Raw genomic sequence first — 24,682 nt, 5'->3', positions numbered from 1 at the left:
CAACTTTCAGATTACTGCCTCAGTGATTGGATGGTGTGTGTGGCACCCGCGCGGACGAAGTCAGCGTCACAGCCAGCGGTGACCAGGCTGAACCCTTTTTTTCGCATACGATCAGCGAACTGTGGTCCCATGCAATGAATGGCTGCGGGCACATTATGCTTTTTGCTGCGGGCAAGGATATGTTCGATGGCCTCCATAACGGGAGCCTCATAGTGGTCTGGTTGGGGCTGACAGCCCAGGGCGTAGGACAGGTCAAAGGGGCCAATATAGATGGCTCCCAGTCCTTCGGTGCTGAGGATATCATCCAGGTTATCCAGAGCCTGACGGGTCTCTATCATGACCATGGGCAAAATGGTCTCTTCTGCTTTTTCCGGGTAATCACTGCCGGCATAGATCATCGCCCTGCTGGGGCCAAAGCTGCGGTTGCCTTTGGCGGGGTAACGGCAGGTGGCGACAAATTCCCGGGTCTGCTCTGCGGTTTCAATCATTGGGCAGATAACGCCATAAGCACCGGCATCCAGCATCTTCATAATGATGCCCGGTTCAAGCCAGGGAACCCTGACCAGCGGAGTCACCGGGGTGGTGGATATGGCTTGCAGCATGGCCAGGGCCGATTCAAAGCCAATCATGCCGTGCTGCATATCGATGGTTATTGAGTCAAAACCCTGGTGGGCAATCAGCTCCGCCGTCATTGGGCTTGGATGGATAAGCCAGCAGTTGATGGCTGTCTGGTTCTGCTGGAAAAGGCTCAGTACCTGATTCTTTCTCATTGTTGATCATTGTTATCTATTGGCTGTGGTCAAAACAGTATAGCCAACGGACGAACGGGTTAAGCGGCGGCTTTTCTGTATGATAATTGAACCCAAGGCTTGTCAGCGGGGTGGAAAACCTTACACTAGCCGGTGGTCTGTCCGGAGACAGAGTCGTCCTGACGGGCGCTATTTCCGGACCATCTCCGGGTTAAATTGAATATTGGCACAAAGAGTCTGTGATCGAATGACAGCCCATGGCACGCTTTACGGCCTGGTTCTGGCTGGTGGTCGTTCCTCCCGTATGGGGCAGGACAAGTCACGGCTGAACTGGTGTGGCAAACCGCTTTACCGACATATAGCTGCTCTGCTGGCCCGGGCCGGGATTGATCAGGTTCTGATCAGCGGGTCCGGTTTTGCCCCGGATGACTCTGTTATTGCCGATGTGGTTCCCGGAAGAGGCCCGCTCAGCGGCATTCATGCGGCTCTACAGCGACTGCAGGATGGCGACCGGCTGCTGGTGATTCCTGTGGATATGCCACTGGTTCCTGTCGATGCGATCCGGACACTTGGCGATCAGCAGCAGGCGTGCTGTTTTGCGGGTTTTAATCTGCCGATGATATTGCCGGTCACTTCAAAATTGCGGCAAGCCGTTGAGCGTGCCATAACCAGTGACAATCCAAAAGACTATGCCCTGTGGCACCTGCATCAGCTTTCAGGTGGACAGACACTGGTGCTGCCGTCATCCATGGCAGACCTTTTTGTCAACGTCAATACGCCAGAAGACTGGCATAATCTGGTTAATAAGGCGGTTGTTCAGACGTAAGCTGTCGTCCACATTGCAGGCCTGGTCATGAGCACCCCTGAATACGATTGAAAATAGACTGGAGCGAGAATAGCCATGGCTCATAATCAGTTTGATGAGTTTATTCCTGTAAATATTGCCGTGTTGACGGTGTCCGACACCCGTACCAAAGAAAACGACACATCCGGTCACTTACTGGTTGATAGCCTGACCGCCGCTGGTCACAAACTTGTTGACAAGGCCATTGTAAAAGACGACATCTACAAGATTCGCGAAGTCGTATCCCGCTGGATTGCCAGTGATGCAGGGTCCCCAGACTGTGTGCAGGCCGTGCTGGTCACAGGCGGTACCGGTTTCTCTGGCAGAGACAGCACACCAGAAGCGCTGTTGCCTGTTTTTGACAAGCAGATTGATGGTTATGGCGAGCTGTTCCGCCAGCTTTCCTATGATCAGATCAAAACCTCCACCATCCAGTCCCGTACCGTGGCGGGCATGGCCAATGGCACCGTTATTTTTGTTATGCCCGGCTCCAATAATGCCTGTAAGACCGCCTGGGAAGGCATTATCAGGGATCAGCTGAACAGCCAGCATCGTCCATGTAACTTTGTTGAACAATTAAAAAAGGCAGGGTAATCATGTCGTCTGCCAATAGTGCCCTCAGCCATATTGATAGTGATGGTAAGGCCAGCATGGTTGATGTTGGTGAAAAAGACATCACACGTCGTGAAGCCAGGGCCGAAGGTTATATCTACATGGCTCCTGAGACACTGGCGCTGGTAAAAGACAATGGCCTTAAAAAAGGTGACGTGCTTGCCGTGGCCAGAATTGCCGGCATTCAGGCTGCCAAACAGTGCAGCCAGCTGGTGCCGCTTTGCCACCCGTTGATGCTGAACTTTATCGGTGTTGAGTTTCAGCTTGAAGATCCGGCTTCAGTGAATGGCGAAGCCTGCATTCGAATTGAAACCTGTTGTCGTTTGAATGGCAAAACCGGCGTTGAGATTGAAGCGCTGACAGCGGCATCGGTCGCTGCCCTGACGATCTATGATATGTGCAAGGCAGTGGACAAAGAGATGCATATTGAAGGCATTCGTGTGCTGGAAAAGAGCGGCGGTCAAAGTGGTCACTATATTCATGGTTCAGCGACGTCTGCCTCAGGTGGTGCAGCATGATTAAAGTACGGTTCTTTGCCAGTTTTCGGGAAAAGCTAAACTGCGAACAGTTGACACTGCAAGAAGGGGAGTATGCTCCCTTGCTGTCCGCATTAAAAAGTCAGTTGGCGGACCAAGGTGAAGGCTGGCGTGAAGTCATGATGAGTGAGCGAACGCTGGTTGCCATCAATCAGACCATGACTCGTCAGGATGTCACATTGCGGTCTGGTGATGAGGTCGCCTTTTTTCCTCCGGTGACCGGCGGGTGATTTTTATTTGAACCACAAAGACACGAAGACACAAAGGCTTTATTTTGTTCTCGTTCCCACAGTCTGAGACTGTCGTGAAAGCCCCGTAAAAACTTTGTGTCTTTGTGCCTTTGTGGTGAAAAGTGGTGCAAAAAGACAAACAGGATCAGAACCTTGATTGCCATTCAAACAGAAGACTTTAGCCCCGCCCAGGAATATGAACGCCTGGAAGGGAGTAAGTCATCAGGAGCGATTGTCACTTTTACCGGTACGGTTCGCGATATGAACCTTGGGGATAAGGTGGGTGGCCTGTTTCTGGAACATTATACGGGGATGACGGAAAAAGCCCTGCAGGAAATTATCGATGAGGCCATGGCACGTTGGGAGCTTCAAACTGTCCGGGTTATCCATCGCATTGGCCAGATGTACCCCGGGGACCGAATTGTTTTTGTGGGGGTCGCCAGCGCCCATCGCAAAGAAGCGTTTGCAGCCTGTGAGTTTATTATGGATTACCTGAAAACCCGTGCGCCGTTCTGGAAGAAAGAGACGACACCGGAAGGGGATCGCTGGGTGGATGAGCGTGAGTCTGACCAGGCAGCGGCGGATCGCTGGCTTTAATCTTTCAAGTGAACGCGTAAAAAACGGTTGCTTCATGTTAAGAAACTGTCCTGAAATAACTTCCATATTTCCGTTGTTATCCAGTAAAGGAAAAAACTTGCCACGGAGACACGGAGGCACGGAGAAAAGAAAAAATCTTTTCCTCTGTGCCTCCGTGCCTCCGTGGCAAAAAGAGGAAGTTATCCCGGGACAGTTCCTGAAAACCTTATTTTTAGCGTTTGTACTCTCTTTTCCGGGGGCATCGGTCTACGCAGAAGAACTGAAAGTCGCCGTTGCAGCAAACTTCAAACCATCGCTGGACGTTTTGGCAAAGGCATTTGAGGCAGACACCGGGCACCGGTTGTTGATCTCCTCGGCCTCGACCGGTGTGCTGTATAACCAGATTACCCACGGTGCGCCTTTTGATATCTTTCTATCAGCAGATAGCCTCAGACCGAAGCTGCTGGAAAAAAAAGGACTGACACTGAAGGGCAGCCGACACCCATACGCCCTGGGAGAACTGGTGCTATGGAGCCCCGGGTTTTCCGCTAAAGAAGGGAGAACCATGACCCTGGAGGATCTGGCGGTTTATCAGGGACGCCTGGCCATTGCCAATCCGGCAACGGCGCCTTATGGTCTGGCGGCACAGCAGGTGCTGGAAAAGCTGGGCTTCTGGTCCTCGTTCCGCTCCCGTCTGGTTCAGGGGGCCAGTGTCCAGCAGGCCTGGCAGTTTGTGGCCAGTGGCAATATTCCCGCAGGGCTGGTGGCGAAAGCGCAGCTGGTAGACAACGACGGTCATATTTTTTCGATTCCTGCAACGTTGTATGATCCGATTCAGCAGGATCTGGTTATCTTAAAGCGCACCAGGCAACCTGGGGCGGCCAGGGCATTTGTAGCGTTTATTTTGTCACCGTCTGCCCAGCGCACCATTGCCAGACAGGGTTACTTCCCTGTATCGACGACAATGGCCGATAAAACAACGTCCGAAAATCGAAGGGAAGCGCTCTGAATGCTGCTCACCGCTGTCTGGGTCACGCTGAAACTGGCCACCATTACCACCGTGATTCTGATGCTGCTGGCGATTCCCATGGCCTGGGGGCTGGCCAATATGCAGAGTCGGCTAAGGCCCCTGTTGGAAGCGCTGGTGGGTCTGCCAATGGTATTACCGCCCACCGTCCTTGGCTTTTATATACTGTTGCTTTGCTCGCCAAACTACGCTCCCGGGCAGCTCTGGCTGTCCCTGACCGGCACCACCCTGGCGTTCAGTTTTACCGGGCTGGTGATCGCTTCTGTTATCTGCTCTATGCCCTTTGTCGTGCAACCTTTGCAACGAGCGTTTGAACAGCTGGATAAAGGTCTGCTTGAGGCGGCAGCCATGATGGGGGCCGGGCGCATGGACCGTTTCTTTAATGTGGTACTGCCCTGTACCCGCCGGGCGATGATTCTGGCGGCCTGCATGGGGTTTGCCCATACCGTTGGGGAGTTTGGTGTGGTGCTGATGATTGGCGGCAATATTCCCGGAGAGACACAGGTGCTGTCCATTGCCCTGTTCGATGCCGTGGAATCGCAGCAGTTTACCGAAGCACACCAGATTGCAGCGGGACTGATGGTGTTTGCCATGATTTTGCTGATTACCCTTTACAGCCTTGATCGTCAGCCCGTGGCTCAATTACCCCTCAAATCACACCCTGGTCGTTATTAATGCTAAGAATTGATATTCAGCTGCCCCGGGACCGCTTTGTTCTTAGTGTTGATGAGTCACTGGATACCGATAACACCTGGGCCATGATGGGGCGTTCCGGGTGTGGTAAAACCTCATTGCTGAGAACCATCGCGGGTTTGGAAAGTCATGCCAGGGGGCGGCTTCAGTTTAATGATGAAATCTGGCAGGACTCGGAACAGGGAATATGGGTTCCGCCGGAACAACGGGGCATTGGCTATATATTTCAGGAAGCCAGGCTGTTTCCCCACCTGGACGTTATGGAAAACCTCCGGTTTGCCTTGCGGCGGGCCAGAGCCAATGTTGCCATGCCGTCATTATCCGAGGTGGTTGAGCAGCTCGATATTGTGCATCTCTTGGGGCGTACGGTTGATAAACTGTCTGGCGGTGAGAAACAGCGTGTGGCCATTGCCCGCACCTTATTAAATGCACCCCGTCTTCTATTAATGGATGAACCGCTGGCGTCACTGGACTGGTCATCAAAAACAAGCATTCTTCCCTGTTTGAGAAATATCCATCAGCACTTTGGCATACCGGTTGTTATGGTGAGTCATGCCCGTGAAGAGGTGGCACGGCTGGCTGATAAACTGCTGCTTATTGACCAGGGGCAGGTTGTATCCCGGGGCGAGTGTCGTCAATTACTCAGTCGGCCAGGTTCTTTATTAACCCGGGATGACTGTGCACTGTCCATTCTGGAAGTGCAGGTGGGCAGCCACGATCACCAATATGGTTTCACCGAGCTGTTATTGGGTGGTCAGAAATTGCTGGTCAATCAGATTTCAGCACTCCCGGGAACCGGCCTGAGAGTGATATTGCCGGCTCATGAAGTCAGTATTGTGGTGGAAGATATCCACTGCACAAGTGTTCAGAATCGAGTGGCAACAACGATTCAGGCTATTCAGGAACTGGATTCCAAAAATGTCATGCTGTTTATGGCGGCGGAAGGGCAGACATTGCTGGCGCTGGTCACCAGAAGAGCGCTGGGGTTATTGAATTTGTCAGTGGGGCAACGTGTTTTTGCCCATTTTAAAGGGGCCTGTCTGGATGTTGTCTAAGACAGGTGTCTGATACCCAGCGAAGGAGAGGTTTTGAATAGCAGCGTATGCTAACTTTTGACAAAGGTTTCAAGTAGAAAAAGTAAAACGCTCCCATTTTGTTTTTCTTCTGCCGTTAGCATTGGATCAAATGAAACCGGATTTTGATTCCATTAGTCCGACCCTCATTGGATGGGAACTTATGTGCGCCATTGTATCGTTTTGGCACTTTTTTCTACCAATGGGCTGTGCAGTGCTACTGGTTTGATTTCCTCAAGAGGGCTGGATTAACCCATAAAAAAAGAGCACCTTATGGTGCTCTTTTTCTGTTTTCCCGCAAAGGGAAAAGCTTATACTTTCTCTACGTTGGCAGCCTGAAGACCTTTCTGGCCCTGCTCAACGTCAAAGGTCACAGCCTGACCTTCAGCGAGAGTTTTGAAACCGTCGCCAATGATGGCACGGAAGTGAACGAAAACGTCTGGACCGCCGTTATCCTGAGCGATAAAGCCAAAGCCTTTCTCTTCACTGAACCACTTTACCGTTCCGGTCGATTTAGACATGCAATGTCTCCTGAATATTTCTATAAAAATGCGTTGTACACGCGTTAAGCCAATGTGTAGTCACATCTTCATATATCTATTTAAGAGTAAAGCAATTAAAGCAGCATAACTTAAACTAAGAAGTGGTGTGACGATCAGGAAGTACTCAAAAAGTAAAACGATTTTTCGTTCTTCTCAATAATGGCCAATAGGAACTCTAATAGCTGTCCGAAGGGATGTCAAAGATTTTATCAAGTTTGTGAAAAACAAATTATCAGATGAATTTTAACCTGAAATCAGGGGGTGGAAGACCCGCTTGGATAAGAAATTAATGCTTTGATTTATATAGTGTTTGTTACTTTTTGTTGACTGTTTTTCGCACTCTTGATTGGCAGTAACAGGTCGTGGGTAATTGGAATAAAGTGACTGGACGATTGAATCAGGGAAGATGCTGTCAGCGCCTCAACACTGTATACCTCAGTCTGCCGACCAAAATCCTGTTGCACTCTTTGCAACAGCAGGTCAAAGTCACCATCACCGGAAGCGAGAGCAATGGTATCGACTTCGGGTGCCCAGCTCATAACATCCAGCGTTATCCCGACATCCCAGTCCCCCTTTGAGGTGCCATCGCTTCTTTGAATATAGGGTTTCAGCTTTACTTCAAAGCCAATGGCTCGAAGAATGTCCTGAAATTGCCGCTGTTTTGGATCTCCGCGATCAATCGCGTAGGCGATGGCCTTGGTGATCTTTCTGTCTTTGCTGACAAGTGCCCAGAATGCGTTGTAATCAAAGTGACTGTTATAGCACTGTCGGGTGGTGTAATAGATGTTCTGCACATCAACAAACAGCGCAACACGCTTTTCAGTCATAGGTTTTGGTCTCCCCGCGTTTGTTTGCCGCCTGTCTCATTATGATGGTGGATGATGCTTTCTGGGCAAGATAAAGCAGTCCGCCAATGGAAAGAATCGATGCTATCACCATGACCATAACGGACAGATTACCTTGCGTCGGGTTGTTCAGTAAAGAGATCAGGTCTCTTGCCTGCACCCCTGCCCAAAGGGCAAACAGCGTTCTGGGTAACATGCCAATAAAGCCAGCGATCAGGAATGCAGGAAGGCGGATGCCAATCGCGGGTAACACCAGGTTCATTAATGAAAAGGGCAGGACCGGGGAAATCCGGGTCAGAACGACCAGCGGCCACTGATGATGTTTCAGCTCCTCAAGAATCAGATGTATTCGGGAGTTCGGCGGGAGTGTCCGCATCAGCTTCCCATGATCCAGTGATTTCCCGACCAGATAACCGAGGACAGACGCTGCCGGATAGGAAATCAGGATATAGAAAAGCGCTGTCCACCCCAGAAAATAGCCACTGATCAGGGCAATCAGCGTAGACGGTGTCAGGGCCAGCGCCATGGTCAGGGCGCTGGCTGAAAAGAGCCAGGCCCACTGGCTGATGGATAGTGTGGAAAGCGTCTCCTGCCAGGTGATCGCCAGTGTGGTGACCAGGGTGCTGCCAAAGAGGGAGGTAATACTGAGCAGGCCCATCAGTGAGAGTATCTGACGATTCTTTCTGAAAAAAGAGCCTCGCAAGAAAGCGCTACGAAACAATAAGCAATTCACTGGAAAAGACTGGCCGCTGCCTGTAAAACCCACAAGCATAATGGCTACGACAGAGAAGAGGCAATAATGCGTGCATAATTTCAACGGGAGCCTGATCGTTTGTTGAGTTTTCGCTGCAGTGTCCTGCGATGCATGCCCAGGCTTCGGGCGGCGGCAGAGATATTGCCATTGTGCTCCAGAAGGACTTTTTGCAGATACTCCCATTCCAGCTGGTAAACCGGCATTCTAGTTTCCGGGATGACAGGGCCGGGTTGATGAGGCCGCTGGCTGATATTGAGTGCCGAGAGTATCTGTAAGTAGCTAACCATATGAAATCATATTGAATACCCTCAGACTCGAAAATTGGTTTTTTTATCCCGGTCAGGGATTTTCAACGTCATCCTCTGCATCTGTGCTCTCAATGGAAACCCAAATACTCTTTAGCTTTAATGAATGAATGGTCTTCCGATCAGAAAGCAGCTCATCTGTCTGGGCACAAATAGTTTCTGCCTCTGCTTTCCAATCAACGATTTTGTCTCGCAATGCGTTTTCGCCCTGAGAGTTGCGATAACCCATTGCCATTAACAGGTCACCGAGTGACGTCATGATGAGCGAGTGCAGGTTGATCATTGGGAAATAAGAGTCTTTTCCCGAAAGGATTTCTTCCTGCGCCGCTTTCTTATGCCATTCCACCTCCTTATGGATAAACTGCTGACTGATTTCTTCCTGTTTAATTTTCAGTTCTTCCTTAGTACTGGTATTTTCAAGCTGCATCAGTTCATCATACACAATGGCTTGCCTGACCAGGCCCGCACAATCAGTCATGTATTGTTCGGAGAATGCCAATCGACGGATTGCTTTATTAATGGCAACAGAGAGATCGGGGTGCTCTTGCGGGTAGGTATTCAACGCCCTGATGGCCGATTGACAAAACATTATAGACTTTTGGTAAGGAGCCATAAAAAACTCCGCTTCCCGTAACGATTTGACCACCCCCTCATTTTCAATACTTGTTGGTTGGCCAGCGTTAACAGCCCGATCAATCATTGCCTGATACTTCGTTTCGATAAGCTCAGTCCCTTGCAGCATGGGTAGTTTGGTATCAGCAGGCCTGATGAGAAGCAGGTGATTTTTGTCCGTCGGTGAATAAACGGAAGAGACATAAGCTGCCTGGGAAGCCTGGCCAGTTTCGATGATAGGGCACTGCAATACATCATGGCCGAATAAATGTTTGTATTCAGGGAGGTGCTCGTCTAAGGTTGACAGGTCGAAGCAATGAGGTATTGCACCGAAAGCGCCACTATGATTGAAATTGATATTGAAAACGGGCTGGATTCCCCTACTCAATAATCCATTCATATCATCCCCGGGCTTAAGGAAAAATCCAAGTTTTGCTAATTCAGCTATACGTTCATCAGATAATTCAGGATGCATGGCCGTATTGGAATGATAATAAAACGATTGACGCCTGTTCTGCTCACCAACCTCTCCGAGCGTTTGGTATTTATTGTCACTAACCACGACAGCAACCTTCCTGTCCGCCAGTATTTTCAGGGGGATTGCTTCACAGCGGCTAAAAATCTCAGCGGGCATAAATCGGAGATCCGGATTGAGGCGGATCATTCCTGTGTCCCCCACTTTGAGCGTATGCTCAAAATCAAAATCTCCAAATAAATACAATGCCTCGCCATAAGGCCTGGGCGTAAACGGATTGGTAAAGTAGGCTGTTTTGACTGGCACCCGAATCGATTTAATAAGACGACTTCGGCCATGCAGTTTCTCCCTACACCCTTTACCCTCCGTAAACCTGTCAGGAGGGCCGCTGAAGGGCACGCCAAAGGTGGAGCCATTGGCAAACAGGTTGATATTCATTTCAATCCCCATCTGTTGCTATTTATGTTGAGACTTGACAGGAATTTTCCAGGGAGGCTGTCCTGTTTTCCGCCATGATCCAGTGATTTCCCAACCAGATAACCGAGGACAGACGCTGCCGGGTAGGAAATCAGGATATAGAAAAGCGCTGTCCACCCCAGAAAATAGCCACTGATCAAAGTAACAAGCATAGACGGTGTCAGGGCCAGTGCCATAGTCAGGGCGCTGGCTGAAAAGAGCCAGGCCCACTGGCTGATGGATAGCGTGTAAATGCTTACATAATTTCAGCGGGAACCTGACCGTTTGTTGAGTTTTCGCTGCAATGTCCTGCGATGCATGCCCAGGCTTCGGGCGGCGGCAGAGATATTGCCATTGTGCTCCAGAAGGACTTTTTGCAGATACTCCCATTCCAGCTGGTAAACCGGCATTCTTGTTTCCGGGATGACAGGGCCGGGTTGATGAGGCCGCTGGCTGATATTGAGTGCCGAGAGTATCTGTAAGGTATCGACCGGCTTGCAGAGATAGTCTTTAGCCCCAAGTTTAATGGCGCTGACTGCGGTGGCAATACTGGCATACCCGGTTAGTACGATGATCTCAATATCTGGATTGACGTTGCGTAACAGTGAAATAAGCCGGAGGCCACTCTCACTGCCGATTTTCAGATCGACAACCGCACTGGCCGGGCGGTGTTGTTGTTGCAGGGTGGTCGCCTTACCGATGGTGTCTGCCGTAATGGGGTTGAACCCCCTTTTTCTGAGTGAGGTGGCAAGGGTGTGTAACAGGATCTGGTCATCATCGGCAATCAAGATAGTCGGTAACTCCAGGGCTTTTCCGGGGTTCATCGTCGCTTTATGGTTCCTGTTCTGGTTGGCTGAGGATGGGGAGTTGGACTTCAATCAAGCTTCCCCCGCAGGTCAGGGGGCGCATCTGTATCAGACCTCCCAGCCGTTCAATACTGGCCTGGCTGAGTAGCAAACCAATCCCGAGGCCATCTTCTTTTAAGCTATAAGGCGTTCTTGATAAGGTGGTTGGGTTCCCTTCTTTTATAGGGACTGAGCTTTTTCCGGGTCTGCCTTCCGGGAAGCCCGCGCCTTTATCCAGAATCTGCAGGGTCAGGTTTTGGCGGTTCTGAATCACGTGCAGTGACACCTGGCCCGGGCTGGCATCTTCTGCATTATCAAGTAATGACGTGATTGCCTGATACAGTGTCAGATCACAGGGAATAGATACTGAAACAGGCCATTGAGCGGCATTGTAATAAAGCTCGGATTCAGGTCTGATCAACTGCCATTTTTGGATGACCTTAATCAGAAAATCCTGGCTATCGATACTCTCAATACCTTTATATTGGCTTTCCGATACCAACTGTTGCAGCCTTTTCTTGCATTCATCGATCTGATCCCGGAGAAATATCAAGCGCTCAGCCAGTGCGCTGCCCTGGTATTCCTCCTGCAGATCCCTGAGCACAATGGCCATTGTGGTGAGTGGCGTTCCCAGTTCATGGGCTGCACCCGCTGCCTGAAGGGCAATGGCAAGAATGCTTTCATCTCTCAGTTGACGTTCTCTGCTGATGGCTATATCCCTTTGCTGTTTTCTCAGGGCTGAGGCCATCAGTTCGACAAAGTAATTGATCAGAAAGGCACTCAGCACAAACGTTAGCCACATGCCAAGCAAATGAATGTCGATCATCAGCTGCTGTTCTGGCAAGTGAAGCATCGAACCGGGGCCGGATGGAACGTACCATTTCATCAGCAGGGTATAGAGCAGCGTTGCAGTGAATGTCACGCCCCAGCTGTATTTGCCTGGCAGCAGTGCAGCGCCGATACAGACAGTGATCAAATAGGTCGATACCAGTGGGTTGGTATAACCACCACTAAAGAATAACAGCGTACTCTGGGAGAGAAGGTCCAGCAGCAGTTGAACAAAGAACTCCTGATCGCTGACATGGCTTTTGATCGCATGTAACCGAATGACAGTACCAATAATCATCAGCAAGGCGATGAAACAGGCCAGAACAAGGCCGGTGATCTGGAGGTCAAAATGGCGGCTGGCCAGGAAAAAGGCCATACCCTCAACCGCAATCAGGGTTCCACGGAGCCAGCACAGGCGCTTGAGGTTCTCTGCACCAATCGAGAGGTTGGGTATTGTGTTCGTCATTAAGGCTTCATGATGTGCTCATGTTGAATACCCTTAGACTCGAAAATTGGTTTTTTTATCCCGTTCAGGGATTTTCAACATCATCCTCTGCATCTGTGCTCTCAATAGAAACCGAAATACTCTTTAGCTTTAATGAATGAATGGTCTTCCGATCACAAAGCAGCTCATCTGTCTGGGTACAAATAGTTTCTGCCTCTGCTTTCAAATCAACGATTTTGTCTCGCAATGCGTTTTCGCCCCGAGAGTTGCTAAAACCCATTTCCATTAACAGGTCACCGAGTGACGTCATGATGAGCGAATGCAGGTTGATCATTGGGAAATAAGAGTCTTGTCCCGACAGTATTTCTTCCTGCGCCGCTTTCTTATGCCATTCCATCTCCTTATGGATAAACTGCTTACTGATTTCTTCCTGTTTAATTTTCAGTTCTTCCATAGTGCTGGTATTTTCAAGCTGAATCAGTTCATCATACACAATGGCTTGCCTGACCAGGCCCGCACAATCAGTCATGTATTGTTCGGAGAATGCCAATCGACTGATTGCTTTATTAATGGCAACAGAGAGATTGGGGTGCTCTTGCGACCAGGCATTCAACGTCTTGATGACCGATTGACAAAACCTTATAGACTCTTGGTAAGGAGCCATAAAAAACTTCGCTTCCCGTAACGATTTGTTCAACACCTCCTCATTTTCAATGCTTGCTGGTTGGTCATCGTTATCTTCCTGATCCATCCTTATCTGAGTAATTATTGCCTCATACTTCGTTTCGATAAGCTCAGTCCCTTGCAGGATGGGTAGTTTGGTATCAGCAGGCCTGATGAGAAACAGGTGATTATCGTTCGTCGGTGAATAAACGGAAGAGACATAAGCTGCCTGGGGAACCTGGCCAGTTTCGATGATAGGGTGCTGCAATAAATCATGGCCGACAAAATGTTTGTATTCAAGGAGCTCCTCGTCTGAGATTGACAGGTCGAAGCCATGAAATGTTTCACTCAAAGCGTCAAAATCATTGATATTGAAAAGGGGCTGGCTTCCCCTGCTCAATGATCCATTCATATCATCCCCGGACATAAGGAAAAATCCAGATTTTGCTAATTCAGCTACACGTTCATCAGATAATTGAGGATGCCTGGGCGTATTGGAATGATAAAACGATTGACGCCTGTTCTGCTCACCAACCTCTCCGAGCGTTTGGTATTTATTGTCATTAACCAATACAGCAACCCTCCTGTTCGCCAGTGTTTTCAGGGGGATTGCTTCACAGCGGCTAAAAATCTCAGCGGGCATAAATCGGAGATCCGGATTGAGGCGGATCATTTCCGTGTCTACCTCTTTGAGCATGCGCTCAAAATCAAAATCTCTAAATAAATACTTATCCCCGCTATAAGGCCTGCGTATAAACGGAATGGCAAGGTAGGCTGTTTTGGCTGGCACCCGAAACAATTTAATAACATGACTTCGGTCATGCGGTTTCTCTCTATGCCCTTCACCCTCCGTAAAATTGCAATGAGGCATGCTAAAGGGCACGCCAAAAGTGGTGCCATTGGCAAACAGGTTGATATTCATTTTCATTCCCATCTGTTGCTATTTATGTTGAGACTTGACAGGAGTTTTCCCGGGAAGCTGTTCTGTTTTCCGTCTTCATTAGGAGTTGTCTGGAAATAACTTCCCTATTTTCATTGCCTGACTCCGTTCGGACTGAGTGCTGAGCTTGTCGAAGTATCGAAGTTCGGTGGCACGACCCTTCGATACTTCGACAAGCTCAGCATTCAGGGTGAACGGGAATCGGGAACTTATTAAAAGACAATTCCTTAGACACTGGTTATCGTTAAATAGTTCTTGTCCAAAAACGCACTGGCCCGCTTCTTTATCCAGAATCTGTAGGGTCAGGGATTTTCAACGTCATCCTCTGCATCTGTGCTCTCAATGGAACCCCAAATACTCTTTAGCTTTAATGAATGAATGGTCTTCCGATCACAAAGCAGCTCATCTGTCTGGGTACAAATAGTTTCTGCCTCTGCTTTCTGAGCAACGATTTTGTCTCGCAATGCGTTTTCGCCCTGAGAGTTGCGATAACCCATTTCCATTAACAGGTCACCGAGTGACGTCATGATGAGCGAATGCAGGTTGATCATTGGGAAATAAGAGTTTTTTCCCGACAGTATTTCTTCCTGCACCGCTTTCTTATACCATTCCACCTCCTTATGGATAAACTGCTTACTGATTTCTTCCTGTTTAATTTTCAGTTCTTCCTTAGTACTGGTATTTTCAAGCTGCATCAGTTCATCATACACAATGGCTTGCCTGACCAGGCCCGCACAATCAGTCATGTATTGTTCAGAGAATGCCAATCGACGGATTGCTTTATTAATGGCAACAGAGAGATCGGGGTGCTCTTGCGGGTAGGCATTCAACGTCTCGATGGCCGATTGACAAAACAGTATAGACTCCTGGTAAGGAGCCATAAAAAACTTCGCTTCCCGTAACAATTTGATCAACACCTCCTCATTTTTAAGAGGTGTTGGTTGGCCAACGTTATTATCCAGATCAATCGTTATCCGAGTAATTATTACCTCATACTTCGTTTCGATAAGCTCAGTCCCTTGCAGCATGGGTAGTTTGGTATCAGCAGGCCTGATGAGAAGCAGGTGATTATCGTTCGTCGGTGAATAAACGGAAGAGACATACGCTGCCTGGGAAACCTGGCCAGTTTCGATGATAGGGTGCTGCAATAAATCATGGCCGACTAAATGTTTGTATTCAGGAAGCTGCTCGTCTGAGATTAACTGGTCGAAGCAATGATATTTTTCACTGAAACCGTCAATATCATTGATATTGAAAACGGGATGGCTTTCTCTACTAAATGCTTCATTCACATCATCCCCGGGCACAAGGAAAAATCCACGTTTTGCTAATTCAGCTATACGTTCATCAGATAATTCAGGATGCCTGGGCGTATTGGAATGATAAAACGATTGACGCCTGCTCTGCTCACCAACCTCTCCGAGCGTTTGGTATTTATGGTCACTAACCAAGACAGCAACCTTCATGTTCGCCAGTATTTTCAGGGGGATTGTTGCACAGCGGCTAAAAATCTCAGCGGGCATAAATCGGAGATCCGGATTGAGGCGGATCATTTCTGTGTCTACCACTTCGAGCGTATGCGCAAAATCATAATGTCCAGATAAATACCTAAACTTATAATTATTATAAGGCTTAGGCACAAACCGATTGGCAAAGTAGGCTGTTTTGACTGGCACCCGAATCAATTTAATAAGATGACTTCGGTCATGCCGCATCTCCCTATGCCCTTCACCCTTCGTAAAATTGTAATGAGGTGTGCTACAGGTATTGGGCACGCCAAAAGTGGTGCCATTGGGAAGCAGGTTGATATTCATTTTCATCCCCATCTGTTGCTATTTATGTTGAGACTTGACAGGAGTTTTCCCGGGAGGCTGTTCTGTTTTCCGTCGTCTTGGACACTGGCTATCGTTAAATAGTTCTTGTCCAAAAACGCACCGTGCCCGCTCCTTTATCGCGAATCTGTAGGGTCAGGGATTTTCAACGTCATCCTCTGCATTTGTGCTCTCAATGGAAACCCAAATACTCTTTAGCTTTAATGAATGAATGGTCTTCCGATCAGAAAGCAGCTCATCTGTCTGGGTACAAATAGTTTTTGCCTCTGCTTTCTGAGCAACGATTTTGTCTCGCAATGCGTTTTCGCCCGGTGAGTTGCGATAACCCATTGCCATTAACAGGTCACCGAGTGATGTCATGATGAGCGAATGCATGTTGATCATTGGGAAATACGAGTCTTTTCCCGAAAGGATTTCTTCCTGCGCCGCTTTCTTATGCCATTCCACCTCCTTATGGATAAACTGCTGACTGATTTCTTCCTGTTTCATTTTCAGTTCTTCCTTAGTACTGGTATTTTCAAGCTGCATCAGTTCATCATACACAATGGCTTGCCTGACCAGGCCCGCACAATCAGTCATGTATTGTTCGGAGAATGCCAATCGACTGATTGCTTTATTAATGGCAACAGAGAGATCGGGGTGCTCTTGCGGGCAGGTATTCAACGCCCTGATGACCGATTGACAAAACATTATAGACTTTTGGTAAGGAGCCATAAAAAACTCCGCTTCCCGTAACGATTTGACCACCCCCTCATTTTTAATACTTGTTGGTTGGCCAGCGTTAACAGCCCGATCAATCATTGCCTGATACTTTGTTTCGATAAGCTCAGTTCCTTGCAGCATGGGTAGTTTGGTATCAGCAGGCCTGATGAGAAACAGGTGATTATCGTTCGTCGGTGAATAAACGGAAGAGACATAAGCTGCCTGGGAAATCTGGCCAGTTTCGATGATGGGGTACTGCAATAAATCATGGCCGACTAAATGTTTGTATTCAGGATGTTTGTATTCAGGGAGCTGCTCGTCTGAGATTAAAAGGTCGAAGCAATGAGATCTTACACTGAAATCGTCAATACCATTGATATTGAATACGGGATGGCTTTCTCTACTAAATGCTCCATTCACATAATCCCCGGGCACAAGGAAAAATCCAAGTTTTGCTAATTCAGCTATACGTTCATCAGATAATTCAGGATGCCTGGGCGTATTGGAATGATAAAATGATTGACGCCTGTTCTGCTCACCAACCTCTCCGAGCGTTTGGTATTTATTGTCACTAACCACGACAGCAACCTTTCTGTCCGCCAGTATTTTCAGGGGGATTGCTTCACAGCGGCTAAAAATCTCAGCGGGCATAAATCGGAGATCCGGATTGAGGCGGATCATTTCTGTGGCTACCACATTGAGCCTACTCACAAAATCATAATATCCAGATAAATAGGCAAAGTAGGCTGTTTTGACTGGCACCGGAATCGATTGAATAAGACGACTTCGGTCAAGCCGTATCTTCCTATGCCCTTCACCCTCCGTAAAATTGTGATGAGGTCTGCTACAGGTATAGGGCACGCCAAAAGTGGTGCCATTGGCAAGCAGGTTGATATTCATTTTCATCCCCATCTGTTGCTATTTATGTTGAGACTTGACAGGAGTTTTCCCGGGAGGCTGTTCTGTTTTCCGTCGTCTTGGACACTGGCTATCGTTAAATAGTTCTTGTCCAAAAACGCAATCCGCTCCTTTATCCAGAATCTGTAGGGTCAGGGATTTTCAACGTCATCCTCTGCATCTGTGCTCTCAATGGAAACCCAAATACTCTTTAGCTTTAATGAATGAATCGCCTTCCGATCACAAAGCAGCTCATCTGTCTGGGCACAAATAGTTTCTGCCTCTGCTTTCCAATCAACGATTTTGTCTCGCAATGCGTTTTCGCCCTGAGAGTTGCGATAACCCATTGCCATTAACAGGTCACCGAGTGACGTCATGATGAGCGAATGCATGTTGATCATTGGGAAATAAGAGTCTTTTCCCGAAAGGATTTCTTCCTGCACCGCTTTCTTATGCCATTCCACCTCCTTGTGGATAAACTGCTTACTGATTTCTTCCTGTTTAATTTTCAGTTCTTCCATAGTACTGGTATTTTCAAGCTGCATCAGTTCATCATACACAATGGCTTGCCTGACCAGGCCCGAACAATCGGTCATGTATTGTTCAGAGAATGCCAATCGACTGATTGCTTTATTAATGGCAACAGAGAGATCGGGGTGCTCTTGCGGGCAGGTATTCAACGCCCTGATGACCGATTGACAAAACCTTATAGACTTTTGGTAAGGAGCCATAAAAAACTCCGCTTCCCGTAACGATTTGACCACCCCCTCATTTTCAATACTTGTTGGTTGGCCAGCGTTAACAGCCCGATCAATCATTGCCTGATACTTTGTTTCGATAAGCTCAGTTCCTTGCAGCATGGGTAGTTTGGTATCAGCAGGCCTGATGAGAAACAGGTGATTATCGTTCGTCGGTGAATAAACAGAAGAGACATAAGCTGCCTGGGAAATCTGGCCAGTTTCGATGATGGGGTACTGCAATAAATCATGGCCGACTAAATGTTTGTATTCAGGGAGCTGCTCGTCTGAGATTAACAGGTCGAAGCAATGAAGTGATGCACCGAAAGTGCCGCTAAAATTGATATTGAAAACAGGCTGGATTTCCCACCTCAATAATTTAAATGTACTCATTATTTCCCCCTCCCTGGGCATAAGGAAAAATCCAAGTTTTGCCAGCTCAGCTATACGTTCATCACATAATTCAGGATGCCTGGGCGTATTGGAATGATAAGAAAACGATTGACGCCTGTTCTGCTCACCAACCTCTCCGAGCGTTTGGTATTTATTGTCACTAACCACGACAGCAACCTTCCTGTCCGCCAGTATTTTCAGGGGGATTGCTTCACAGCGGCTAAAAATCTCAGCGGGCATAAATCGGAGATCCGGATTGAGGTGGATCATTTCTGTGTCGACCATTTTGAGCATACGCTCAAAATCAAAATCTCCAATTGAATTCCTTGCCTCGCCACAAGGCATGGGCATAAACGGATTGGCAAAGTAGGCTGTTTTGTCTGGCACCGGAATCGATTTAATAAGACGACTTCGGTCATGCAGTTTCTCCCTGCACCCTTTACCCTCCGTAAAACTGTCAGGAGGGACGCTGTAGGGCACGGCAAAAGTGGTGCCATTGGCAAACAGGTTGATATTCATTTCCATCCCCATCTGTAGCTATTTATGTTGAAACTTGACAGGAGTTTTCCTGGGAGGCTGTCCTGTTTTCCGTCTTTCTGGACGGCGATCGTCAAATAGTTCTTGTTCAAAAACGCGACCCGTAGTATAGGAGCCTGTCGGACTTAAGACTGTCCTCTTAGGGTAGACATTAAGCGTCTACTCCCCTCTTCGGGAAGTTAAAGATGGAACCACGAAGGACACGAAGAGCACAAAGAAGAGATTTTCTTTTCCTTCGTAGTTCCATTCAAAAGCCATTGAAAATGGAGGGGTAAGCTTAATGTCCACCCTAAGAGACTGTCCTACGCGGCAACTGCTCCTGCGTTGCTGTTTCATGGGGTTAAGCCTGCAAAAAAAAACCTGCTGTGCAGTCAAGGCACAGCAGGTTTTTTTGCAGGGCAAGGAATCTTGCCAATCACGCTGTCAGGAAAATAAGGACACCTGGCAGAATGAAGAAGGCGATGAACAGATAGGCAAACGCATACATTCTGTTTCTGACTGCCAGATCTGACAGTTTGTCAGCCATATACAGCGGAATCTCCCTCAGCCACTTGATCCCGTAAATCAGAACTACGGCACAGAAGTTAAAGAAGAAATGCACCATGGCGATGGTCAGTGCCGACAGGGCCGCAGGACCGGTAATTGCCGTGGCAGCCAGCAGGGCGGTAATGGTTGTACCGATGTTGGCACCCAGAGTGAAAGGGTACATTTGTCGTACAGTAAACAGACCATTGGCCACCATGGGTACCATCAGGCTGGTGGTGGTTGAGGAAGACTGAACCATCACGGTCATGGTCATACCGGACAGAATGCCGCTGATCGGCCCCCGGCCAATGGACTTGTGCAGGGCATCTTTGGCTTTACCCACCATGACCTTTTTGAGCAGCTTGCCCAGACGAACCACCGAGAAAAAGATCAGGACAATACCGATACCAATCATGGCAATACCTGCCAGTGTGTTGTCCGGCAGTACCGATACAAAACCTTTGACAATGTCTTCAGCCGGTGAGGTTAACGGGTCAATAAAATTCAGGCCTTTCATTGACATATTCTGACCGCCAACCAACATGCTGGCTACCGATGCAGAAAGCTTGCTCAAAAAGCCTGTGAACAGCTCCAGAGGCAAAAGAATGAGAACCGCAAGCCAGTTAAAGAAGTCATGAACGGTAGAGGCAGCAAACGCCTGCTTGAACTCTTTATGGCAGCGAATATGACCAAGACTTACGATGGTATTGGTAATGGTTGTGCCGATGTTGGCACCCATAATCATCGGGATGGCCATGTGAACCGGCAGGCCGCCAGCGACCAGGCCGACAATAACAGAGGTTACTGTACTGGAAGATTGTACGAGCGCTGTCGCCAGTGTGCCCGCCAGCAGACCCAAGATGGCATTGTTGGCAAAGCTGAACAGCTGTGCTGCCGCTTCACTGCCACCCACCGCCATTTTAAAGCCGGAGCCGATGACACTAACAGCTACCAGCAGAGCGTAAATCCATAGAACAACGCGCAGCCAGATACGACCGTAATGTCGCGTGGTCATGGTTTCGAAATCAGCGCCCTGTGAAGAAGCAGATGTCATTTCAGACATAGAGAGTGCACCTCGGTGCTTATAAAGTTGATGCTAAAAGTATCGAGTCTTTATTACAGTTTTATGACAACTTCTTCACAAACAATCAGGAGATTTTCTTTTTCGGGGGCTCATAACAGTCTGAAGCGCTCTCTTGATCGACCTGTTTTTGCAAAAAGTCGATCATATATTTTCTGTCTTCTTTCGGTTTTTCCCTGGCTCTGACGATCTCTTTATCCAGCAGTTCTTGCGGCTTTTCCGGTTGGGACTTGAAGGTGGTGAGCTGGTGTTTTAACAGCCATCCTGCGATATAGGGATCACTGAACTCCAGTGCTCTCTCCAGGATACGTGGCGCAAGTGGTCGCAATTCCTCAAGGGATGCTCCTCCCACCTCTAATAACCAGTCTATTGGCTGGTGGGTGTAGATGGGCTCCACCACTTCTTCCCGGGAAAGATAGCCATCAAAATAACTGAGCAATGCCGAGGTGGCTTTACCGGGGTTCTGTTTGGCCTGGTGATTATCCATCAGCCATTGGGCTACCCGGGTATTATAATGGCTCATGGCCTGCTCAAATTGATGCTGGGCTTGCAGATTGGCTCCCTTCTCAATCAGCCATCGGGCGTTGGCAAGATACCCGCAGTAAAGGGAGGTATTTAGCGCCTGGTTGAGCAGCGCAGCGGAGGCTTTGGATATCAGGCTTGCCCCATTGGCCAGCAGCCAGTCTGCCTGAATGGCCATATCGATATGAGTCTCAGCAATCACCTCCAGCAATGTTGTATTGATATCGTTGCTGAACGAGCCGATGCCCCGGGATTGACTGTTGATTGATGGGGCGGTTGCTGTGGTGGTCCGGTGTTCTGTTATGTTGCCGGGCTGATTGGGATCTGACCGGGATTTCAGCTGGCGCAACGTTGTCATCGCTGTTTTGATATTTGCCCCGTTTTCCAGGCACCATTGTGCAGTTCTGGTATACCCCTGCAAAATAGCGTGGGGCAACAGCTTATCCAGTCTTTCGGATTCTGTCAGTTTCCTGAGTTCTTTCCCCACCAGTGGTGTCAGCTTCAGATCTTTCCCGAACCGCCCTGAATTCTCGGCTTTATGCTGTTGGAGTTGCTGTAATTCACGACACTTTTCCAGCTGTGCAAACGCGGCATCCGGCAGATCGCTGGTTTCCCTGAGCCTGCCGACTTCCTTGGATTTAAGGTTTATTTTCGCGGTGACGACCGGATGCACTGGACCATCATCAAGTTCAGCCCAGAGTGTTTCTTTCATTGCCCAATTGACCAGTGTTTCATCATGCTTCCATTGTTGACCGGTCCGACTGACATCAAACAATAACTGATCGTCCATCCATGGGTTAAGAATCCAGCCCTCCAGGGCCAGAAAATCACTGTGAATCTCTGCTCTGAGCCGCTGGTCAGGGATATACCGGTCACTGTAAGGTATGACCCGCTGATAAATCGACCTGACGGTAAATGCACTCTGTCGAACCTCCGCCTCCGGGTGATTATGGAGAGTTTCGGTTGGTGCCGGTGCTGGCAGATCCGTTTTGCTGGCAGGCGGAGGAGGTAGTTTTGGATGGGCGGGATGGGTGGTCAATGTGCGTGAAGTATTCACGACGGGGGCAGGTAATCTCTGGCCGGGGAGTGATTGCCTGACGTAACAGGCAGAAGCGTGGCTTGGCTGTAAGCTAAACCCAAGGTATCCGGACATCCGGTTAGCTGGTACATGGCTCCCGATATTGCCAGCCCCCCTGCCGGGACTTGTGTTGACCTCTCTGGGTTGCTGCTGAAGATGGCCACCGCTCTGATTTTGGCGAATACAGCCCTTGGCGGCCTGTCTGTAGTATTCTCTGGAGAGAGGGACCTTGAAATGGGCGTTATCCACGTTTCCACCAGTTCTTTTACGGAAGCATATAAAATTGACCCGATATTCGAGATTAAGTTCCACATCGGTGGTCATCGAGTGAAGGATAAACGTTAGTTTAAATTAGAGGAGAAATGGGAATAGCCTGGCGAATAAACGAGCAGGCTATTCTATTGTGGCTGGTTTATTTCAGCAGGTCATCAAACAGCTGCACATTCACCAGCTCACCCGCTGGTTTATCACCATCTTCTTCCGCCAGTACGATATAGCAGTCAGAATGACTCATGGTACTGAGAACTCCAGACCCCTGATGACCGGTTGACATAACCTGCAGTTCACCGGATTCCCGGTAAACCAGCTTTGCCCTCTGGAAATCCCGGCGTCCCGGGCGCTTCCTGAGCGGGGTTTCCGTCGCCAGTGTAAGCTCCACTTTTGGTTCCGGTTGCTGGTGCATCATGTGGCGTAATGCTGGCGCGGCCAGCTGCTGGAAGGTGACGGTAGCCGATACCGGGTTACCGGGCAGGCCAAAGAAGACACTGTTCGGGAGCTGTCCAAAGGCAAATGGCTTGCCCGGTTTGATGGCCAGTTTCCAGAAGCCGGTTTCCCCCAGCTCATCAAGAATGTCTTTGGTGTAATCCGCATCGCCGACAGAGACGCCTCCGGAGCTGATCACTGCGTCAGCTTCCTGATCGGCTTGCCGAAAGGCTTCTCTTAACGCCGCTTTGTCATCAGGAATTCTGCCAAGGTCGATGATGTCGACGGCCATTTTTTTCAGCATGGCCTTGATAACAAAACGATTACTGTCGTAAATATCACCCTGTTTCAATGGCTCACCGGGCAGCTTTAATTCATCACCTGTGGAAAACACCGCAACTTTGACTTTCCGGTAGACCGTGACATTGGCAATACCCAGCGAGGCCAGCAGCCCGATATCCTGAGGGCGAACTCTCCGGCCCGGTGTAAACACCCGGGTGCCTTCCGGAATATCTTCCCCCGCTGTTCGGATATTGTTACCGGGCTGGTCCGGTTTCCAAAGAAAACGAATGCCTTGTTCTGTGGTTTCAGTCTGCTCCTGCATGACCACCACATCGGCACCTGATGGAAGGCTGGCCCCGGTCATAATGCGGATACAATGTCCGGCGGGAATCTCCCCGGAAAAAGGGTGACCGGCCAGGGACTGGCCTGCCAGGGGTAAAGTATCACGGTTGTGCAAATCCTTCAGCGCCAGGGCATAACCATCCATGGCCGAGTTGTCATGGGAGGGCACATTGATAGGCGATACGAGAGGCTCTGCGAGTACCCTGCCAAGGCTGTCTTCCAGGGCAACGGTCTCGGTTCCGGATACTGGCTTTACACTGCTGATCAGGGTTGCCAGTGCTGCTTCCAGCCTTATTAATCCATCAGTGGCACAGCAGTCGCTCATGATTGCCCTCGTTCATAGCGGGTGGAAAAAAATAGCGTGCTTAACTCTCTGTTATGCCAGGTGGTGATGCAAGCTATTTTTCATGACAATAGTTTTCAATAAAGCTGGCAATATGTTCGGGGCTGTTGATATCCAGTTCTGCCAGATGGCCAGGAAGGTTGATGCCGGGATTGCCATCCCAGGCGATGGCTATGATATGGGGGTCCTCAGTAAACAGGAAGGGCTTGTCATAATCACTGCGATGAAGCTCGATTTTAGCGATGGGAGCCTCACGAAAACCTTCCACCAGGATTAAATCCAGCTGATCCTGATTGAGGAGTTGCAGTTGCTCCTGCAGCTGTCGTTCATATCCATTCGGGTACTCGGTATAGCAAAGAGAGCGACCAGGCATGCTCAACACCAGTTGGCTGGCACCGGCATGGCGTAAACGATAACTGTCTTTTTCCGGTGGATCAGGTTCTATCCTGTGATGCGAGGCTTTGACCACACCGGTTCGAAGTCCCTTGCCAGCTAACAGTGGCAGTAGCTTCTCGATAAGCGTGGTTTTACCGGTACCGCTAAAGGCGGCGATACCAATAACCGGGATGGTGGCACTGATCTTTGGGGGTATCATCATAGAAGACATCTTTCGTTTTTTGCAACCTGCCAGGAGCCTGTCCGAGAATAGCGCCCGTAGC

24 protein-coding genes are annotated in these 24,682 nt (G+C 49.0%); 8 read left to right on the top strand and 16 right to left on the bottom strand.

What is annotated here, in order from left to right:
• Nucleotides 1–11: 11 nt before the first annotated feature.
• Entirely contained in the window at nucleotides 12–770 is a 759-nt protein-coding gene (locus CX664_RS01835) for an HpcH/HpaI aldolase family protein (protein WP_101745069.1), read from the bottom strand.
• Between the two features lie 226 nt (nucleotides 771–996).
• Between CX664_RS01835 and CX664_RS01830 the strand changes: the two genes are divergently transcribed.
• From CX664_RS01830 to modC, 8 genes are all read left to right on the top strand, one after another.
• The gene (locus tag CX664_RS01830; protein WP_101745068.1) at nucleotides 997–1,575 is read left to right on the top strand and encodes a molybdenum cofactor guanylyltransferase; all 579 of its coding nucleotides are present in this window, start codon (nucleotides 997–999) and stop codon (nucleotides 1,573–1,575) included.
• Nucleotides 1,576–1,650: 75 nt separating this feature from the next.
• Nucleotides 1,651–2,187, top strand: a complete 537-nt coding sequence (moaB, locus tag CX664_RS01825) for a molybdenum cofactor biosynthesis protein B (RefSeq protein WP_101745067.1) — start codon at nucleotides 1,651–1,653, stop codon at nucleotides 2,185–2,187.
• Between the two features lie 2 nt (nucleotides 2,188–2,189).
• Complete coding sequence (gene moaC / locus CX664_RS01820; protein WP_101745066.1) at nucleotides 2,190–2,723, top strand: cyclic pyranopterin monophosphate synthase MoaC; 534 nt, start codon at nucleotides 2,190–2,192, stop codon at nucleotides 2,721–2,723.
• On the top strand, nucleotides 2,720–2,971 hold the full coding sequence (locus CX664_RS01815) for a MoaD/ThiS family protein (protein WP_101745065.1): 252 nt from the start codon (nucleotides 2,720–2,722) through the stop codon (nucleotides 2,969–2,971). Before moaC ends, CX664_RS01815 begins: the two co-directional genes overlap by 4 nt.
• A gap of 153 nt (nucleotides 2,972–3,124) precedes the next feature.
• On the top strand, nucleotides 3,125–3,568 hold the full coding sequence (gene moaE / locus CX664_RS01810) for a molybdopterin synthase catalytic subunit MoaE (protein ID WP_219622114.1): 444 nt from the start codon (nucleotides 3,125–3,127) through the stop codon (nucleotides 3,566–3,568).
• 97 nt (nucleotides 3,569–3,665) lie between these two features.
• Nucleotides 3,666–4,556 carry a molybdate ABC transporter substrate-binding protein gene (modA, locus tag CX664_RS01805; RefSeq protein ID WP_219622113.1) on the top strand — a complete coding sequence of 297 codons (891 nt, stop codon included), beginning with the start codon at nucleotides 3,666–3,668 and terminating at the stop codon, nucleotides 4,554–4,556.
• On the top strand, nucleotides 4,557–5,249 hold the full coding sequence (gene modB, locus CX664_RS01800; RefSeq protein ID WP_101745063.1) for a molybdate ABC transporter permease subunit: 693 nt from the start codon (nucleotides 4,557–4,559) through the stop codon (nucleotides 5,247–5,249).
• Nucleotides 5,249–6,322: a molybdenum ABC transporter ATP-binding protein gene (gene modC / locus CX664_RS01795; RefSeq protein WP_101745062.1), complete on the top strand. Its 1,074-nt coding sequence runs from the start codon at nucleotides 5,249–5,251 to the stop codon at nucleotides 6,320–6,322. The genes modB and modC overlap by 1 nt, the downstream gene beginning before the upstream one ends.
• Before the next feature lie 329 nt (nucleotides 6,323–6,651).
• On the opposite strand, the gene CX664_RS01790 is transcribed toward modC, so the two are convergent.
• The 15 genes from CX664_RS01790 to mobB form a co-directional block, all read right to left on the bottom strand.
• Nucleotides 6,652–6,861: a cold-shock protein gene (locus CX664_RS01790; protein WP_101745061.1), complete on the bottom strand. Its 210-nt coding sequence runs from the start codon at nucleotides 6,859–6,861 to the stop codon at nucleotides 6,652–6,654.
• A 320-nt stretch (nucleotides 6,862–7,181) separates the two neighbouring features.
• Nucleotides 7,182–7,709, bottom strand: a complete 528-nt coding sequence (locus tag CX664_RS01785; RefSeq protein ID WP_101745060.1) for a LabA-like NYN domain-containing protein — start codon at nucleotides 7,707–7,709, stop codon at nucleotides 7,182–7,184.
• On the bottom strand, nucleotides 7,702–8,385 hold the full coding sequence (locus tag CX664_RS26120) for a TVP38/TMEM64 family protein (protein WP_163371024.1): 684 nt from the start codon (nucleotides 8,383–8,385) through the stop codon (nucleotides 7,702–7,704). The genes CX664_RS01785 and CX664_RS26120 overlap by 8 nt, the downstream gene beginning before the upstream one ends.
• A 155-nt stretch (nucleotides 8,386–8,540) precedes the next feature.
• Nucleotides 8,541–8,768: a response regulator transcription factor gene (locus tag CX664_RS01775; protein ID WP_441080162.1), complete on the bottom strand. Its 228-nt coding sequence runs from the start codon at nucleotides 8,766–8,768 to the stop codon at nucleotides 8,541–8,543.
• A 52-nt stretch (nucleotides 8,769–8,820) separates the two neighbouring features.
• Nucleotides 8,821–10,311 (bottom strand): hypothetical protein, encoded by a 1,491-nt coding sequence (locus CX664_RS01770; protein ID WP_145999757.1) that lies wholly within the window; start codon nucleotides 10,309–10,311, stop codon nucleotides 8,821–8,823.
• Nucleotides 10,312–10,595: 284 nt separating this feature from the next.
• Nucleotides 10,596–11,153, bottom strand: a complete 558-nt coding sequence (locus tag CX664_RS01760; RefSeq protein ID WP_101745056.1) for a response regulator transcription factor — start codon at nucleotides 11,151–11,153, stop codon at nucleotides 10,596–10,598.
• A gap of 7 nt (nucleotides 11,154–11,160) precedes the next feature.
• Nucleotides 11,161–12,468 (bottom strand): ATP-binding protein, encoded by a 1,308-nt coding sequence (locus CX664_RS01755; protein ID WP_101745055.1) that lies wholly within the window; start codon nucleotides 12,466–12,468, stop codon nucleotides 11,161–11,163.
• 64 nt (nucleotides 12,469–12,532) lie between these two features.
• Nucleotides 12,533–14,032 carry a hypothetical protein gene (locus tag CX664_RS01750; protein WP_101745054.1) on the bottom strand — a complete coding sequence of 500 codons (1,500 nt, stop codon included), beginning with the start codon at nucleotides 14,030–14,032 and terminating at the stop codon, nucleotides 12,533–12,535.
• A 320-nt stretch (nucleotides 14,033–14,352) separates the two neighbouring features.
• On the bottom strand, nucleotides 14,353–15,864 hold the full coding sequence (locus tag CX664_RS01745; RefSeq protein WP_101745053.1) for a hypothetical protein: 1,512 nt from the start codon (nucleotides 15,862–15,864) through the stop codon (nucleotides 14,353–14,355).
• Between the two features lie 153 nt (nucleotides 15,865–16,017).
• Nucleotides 16,018–17,484, bottom strand: a complete 1,467-nt coding sequence (locus CX664_RS01740; protein ID WP_101745052.1) for a hypothetical protein — start codon at nucleotides 17,482–17,484, stop codon at nucleotides 16,018–16,020.
• Nucleotides 17,485–17,633: 149 nt separating this feature from the next.
• On the bottom strand, nucleotides 17,634–19,130 hold the full coding sequence (locus tag CX664_RS01735; protein WP_145999756.1) for a hypothetical protein: 1,497 nt from the start codon (nucleotides 19,128–19,130) through the stop codon (nucleotides 17,634–17,636).
• A 433-nt stretch (nucleotides 19,131–19,563) separates the two neighbouring features.
• A complete protein-coding gene (locus tag CX664_RS01730; RefSeq protein WP_219622112.1) occupies nucleotides 19,564–20,736 on the bottom strand; it encodes a Na/Pi symporter in 1,173 nt (390 codons plus the stop codon).
• Nucleotides 20,737–20,821: 85 nt separating this feature from the next.
• Nucleotides 20,822–22,603 (bottom strand): hypothetical protein, encoded by a 1,782-nt coding sequence (locus tag CX664_RS01725; protein ID WP_145999755.1) that lies wholly within the window; start codon nucleotides 22,601–22,603, stop codon nucleotides 20,822–20,824.
• Nucleotides 22,604–22,766: 163 nt separating this feature from the next.
• Nucleotides 22,767–24,005, bottom strand: coding sequence for a molybdopterin molybdotransferase MoeA (moeA, locus tag CX664_RS01715; RefSeq protein WP_101745048.1), 1,239 nt, complete (start codon nucleotides 24,003–24,005; stop codon nucleotides 22,767–22,769).
• Between the two features lie 73 nt (nucleotides 24,006–24,078).
• Nucleotides 24,079–24,621, bottom strand: coding sequence for a molybdopterin-guanine dinucleotide biosynthesis protein B (gene mobB / locus CX664_RS01710; RefSeq protein ID WP_244910611.1), 543 nt, complete (start codon nucleotides 24,619–24,621; stop codon nucleotides 24,079–24,081).
• Nucleotides 24,622–24,682 lie beyond the last annotated feature (61 nt).

The organism is Endozoicomonas acroporae (assembly GCF_002864045.1).
GTDB lineage: Bacteria > Pseudomonadota > Gammaproteobacteria > Pseudomonadales > Endozoicomonadaceae > Endozoicomonas > Endozoicomonas acroporae.
This window is presented reverse-complemented; position numbering and strand designations above follow the sequence as displayed.

What these genes read in the sequence shown, in the direction of transcription:
- CX664_RS01835 (WP_101745069.1), bottom strand. Translation starts at nt 770, where the DNA reads ATGAGAAAGAATCAGGTACTGAGCCTTTTCCAGCAGAACCAGACAGCC.
- CX664_RS01830 (WP_101745068.1), top strand. Translation starts at nt 997, where the DNA reads ATGACAGCCCATGGCACGCTTTACGGCCTGGTTCTGGCTGGTGGTCGT.
- moaB (WP_101745067.1), top strand. Translation starts at nt 1,651, where the DNA reads ATGGCTCATAATCAGTTTGATGAGTTTATTCCTGTAAATATTGCCGTG.
- moaC (WP_101745066.1), top strand. Translation starts at nt 2,190, where the DNA reads ATGTCGTCTGCCAATAGTGCCCTCAGCCATATTGATAGTGATGGTAAG.
- CX664_RS01815 (WP_101745065.1), top strand. Translation starts at nt 2,720, where the DNA reads ATGATTAAAGTACGGTTCTTTGCCAGTTTTCGGGAAAAGCTAAACTGC.
- modB (WP_101745063.1), top strand. Translation starts at nt 4,557, where the DNA reads ATGCTGCTCACCGCTGTCTGGGTCACGCTGAAACTGGCCACCATTACC.
- modC (WP_101745062.1), top strand. Translation starts at nt 5,249, where the DNA reads ATGCTAAGAATTGATATTCAGCTGCCCCGGGACCGCTTTGTTCTTAGT.
- CX664_RS01790 (WP_101745061.1), bottom strand. Translation starts at nt 6,861, where the DNA reads ATGTCTAAATCGACCGGAACGGTAAAGTGGTTCAGTGAAGAGAAAGGC.
- CX664_RS01785 (WP_101745060.1), bottom strand. Translation starts at nt 7,709, where the DNA reads ATGACTGAAAAGCGTGTTGCGCTGTTTGTTGATGTGCAGAACATCTAT.
- CX664_RS26120 (WP_163371024.1), bottom strand. Translation starts at nt 8,385, where the DNA reads ATGGGCCTGCTCAGTATTACCTCCCTCTTTGGCAGCACCCTGGTCACC.
- CX664_RS01775 (WP_441080162.1), bottom strand. Translation starts at nt 8,768, where the DNA reads ATGGTTAGCTACTTACAGATACTCTCGGCACTCAATATCAGCCAGCGG.
- CX664_RS01770 (WP_145999757.1), bottom strand. Translation starts at nt 10,311, where the DNA reads ATGAATATCAACCTGTTTGCCAATGGCTCCACCTTTGGCGTGCCCTTC.
- CX664_RS01760 (WP_101745056.1), bottom strand. Translation starts at nt 11,153, where the DNA reads ATGAACCCCGGAAAAGCCCTGGAGTTACCGACTATCTTGATTGCCGAT.
- CX664_RS01755 (WP_101745055.1), bottom strand. Translation starts at nt 12,468, where the DNA reads ATGACGAACACAATACCCAACCTCTCGATTGGTGCAGAGAACCTCAAG.
- CX664_RS01750 (WP_101745054.1), bottom strand. Translation starts at nt 14,032, where the DNA reads ATGAATATCAACCTGTTTGCCAATGGCACCACTTTTGGCGTGCCCTTT.
- CX664_RS01745 (WP_101745053.1), bottom strand. Translation starts at nt 15,864, where the DNA reads ATGAATATCAACCTGCTTCCCAATGGCACCACTTTTGGCGTGCCCAAT.
- CX664_RS01740 (WP_101745052.1), bottom strand. Translation starts at nt 17,484, where the DNA reads ATGAATATCAACCTGCTTGCCAATGGCACCACTTTTGGCGTGCCCTAT.
- CX664_RS01735 (WP_145999756.1), bottom strand. Translation starts at nt 19,130, where the DNA reads ATGAATATCAACCTGTTTGCCAATGGCACCACTTTTGCCGTGCCCTAC.
- CX664_RS01730 (WP_219622112.1), bottom strand. Translation starts at nt 20,736, where the DNA reads ATGTCTGAAATGACATCTGCTTCTTCACAGGGCGCTGATTTCGAAACC.
- moeA (WP_101745048.1), bottom strand. Translation starts at nt 24,005, where the DNA reads ATGAGCGACTGCTGTGCCACTGATGGATTAATAAGGCTGGAAGCAGCA.
- mobB (WP_244910611.1), bottom strand. Translation starts at nt 24,621, where the DNA reads ATGATGATACCCCCAAAGATCAGTGCCACCATCCCGGTTATTGGTATC.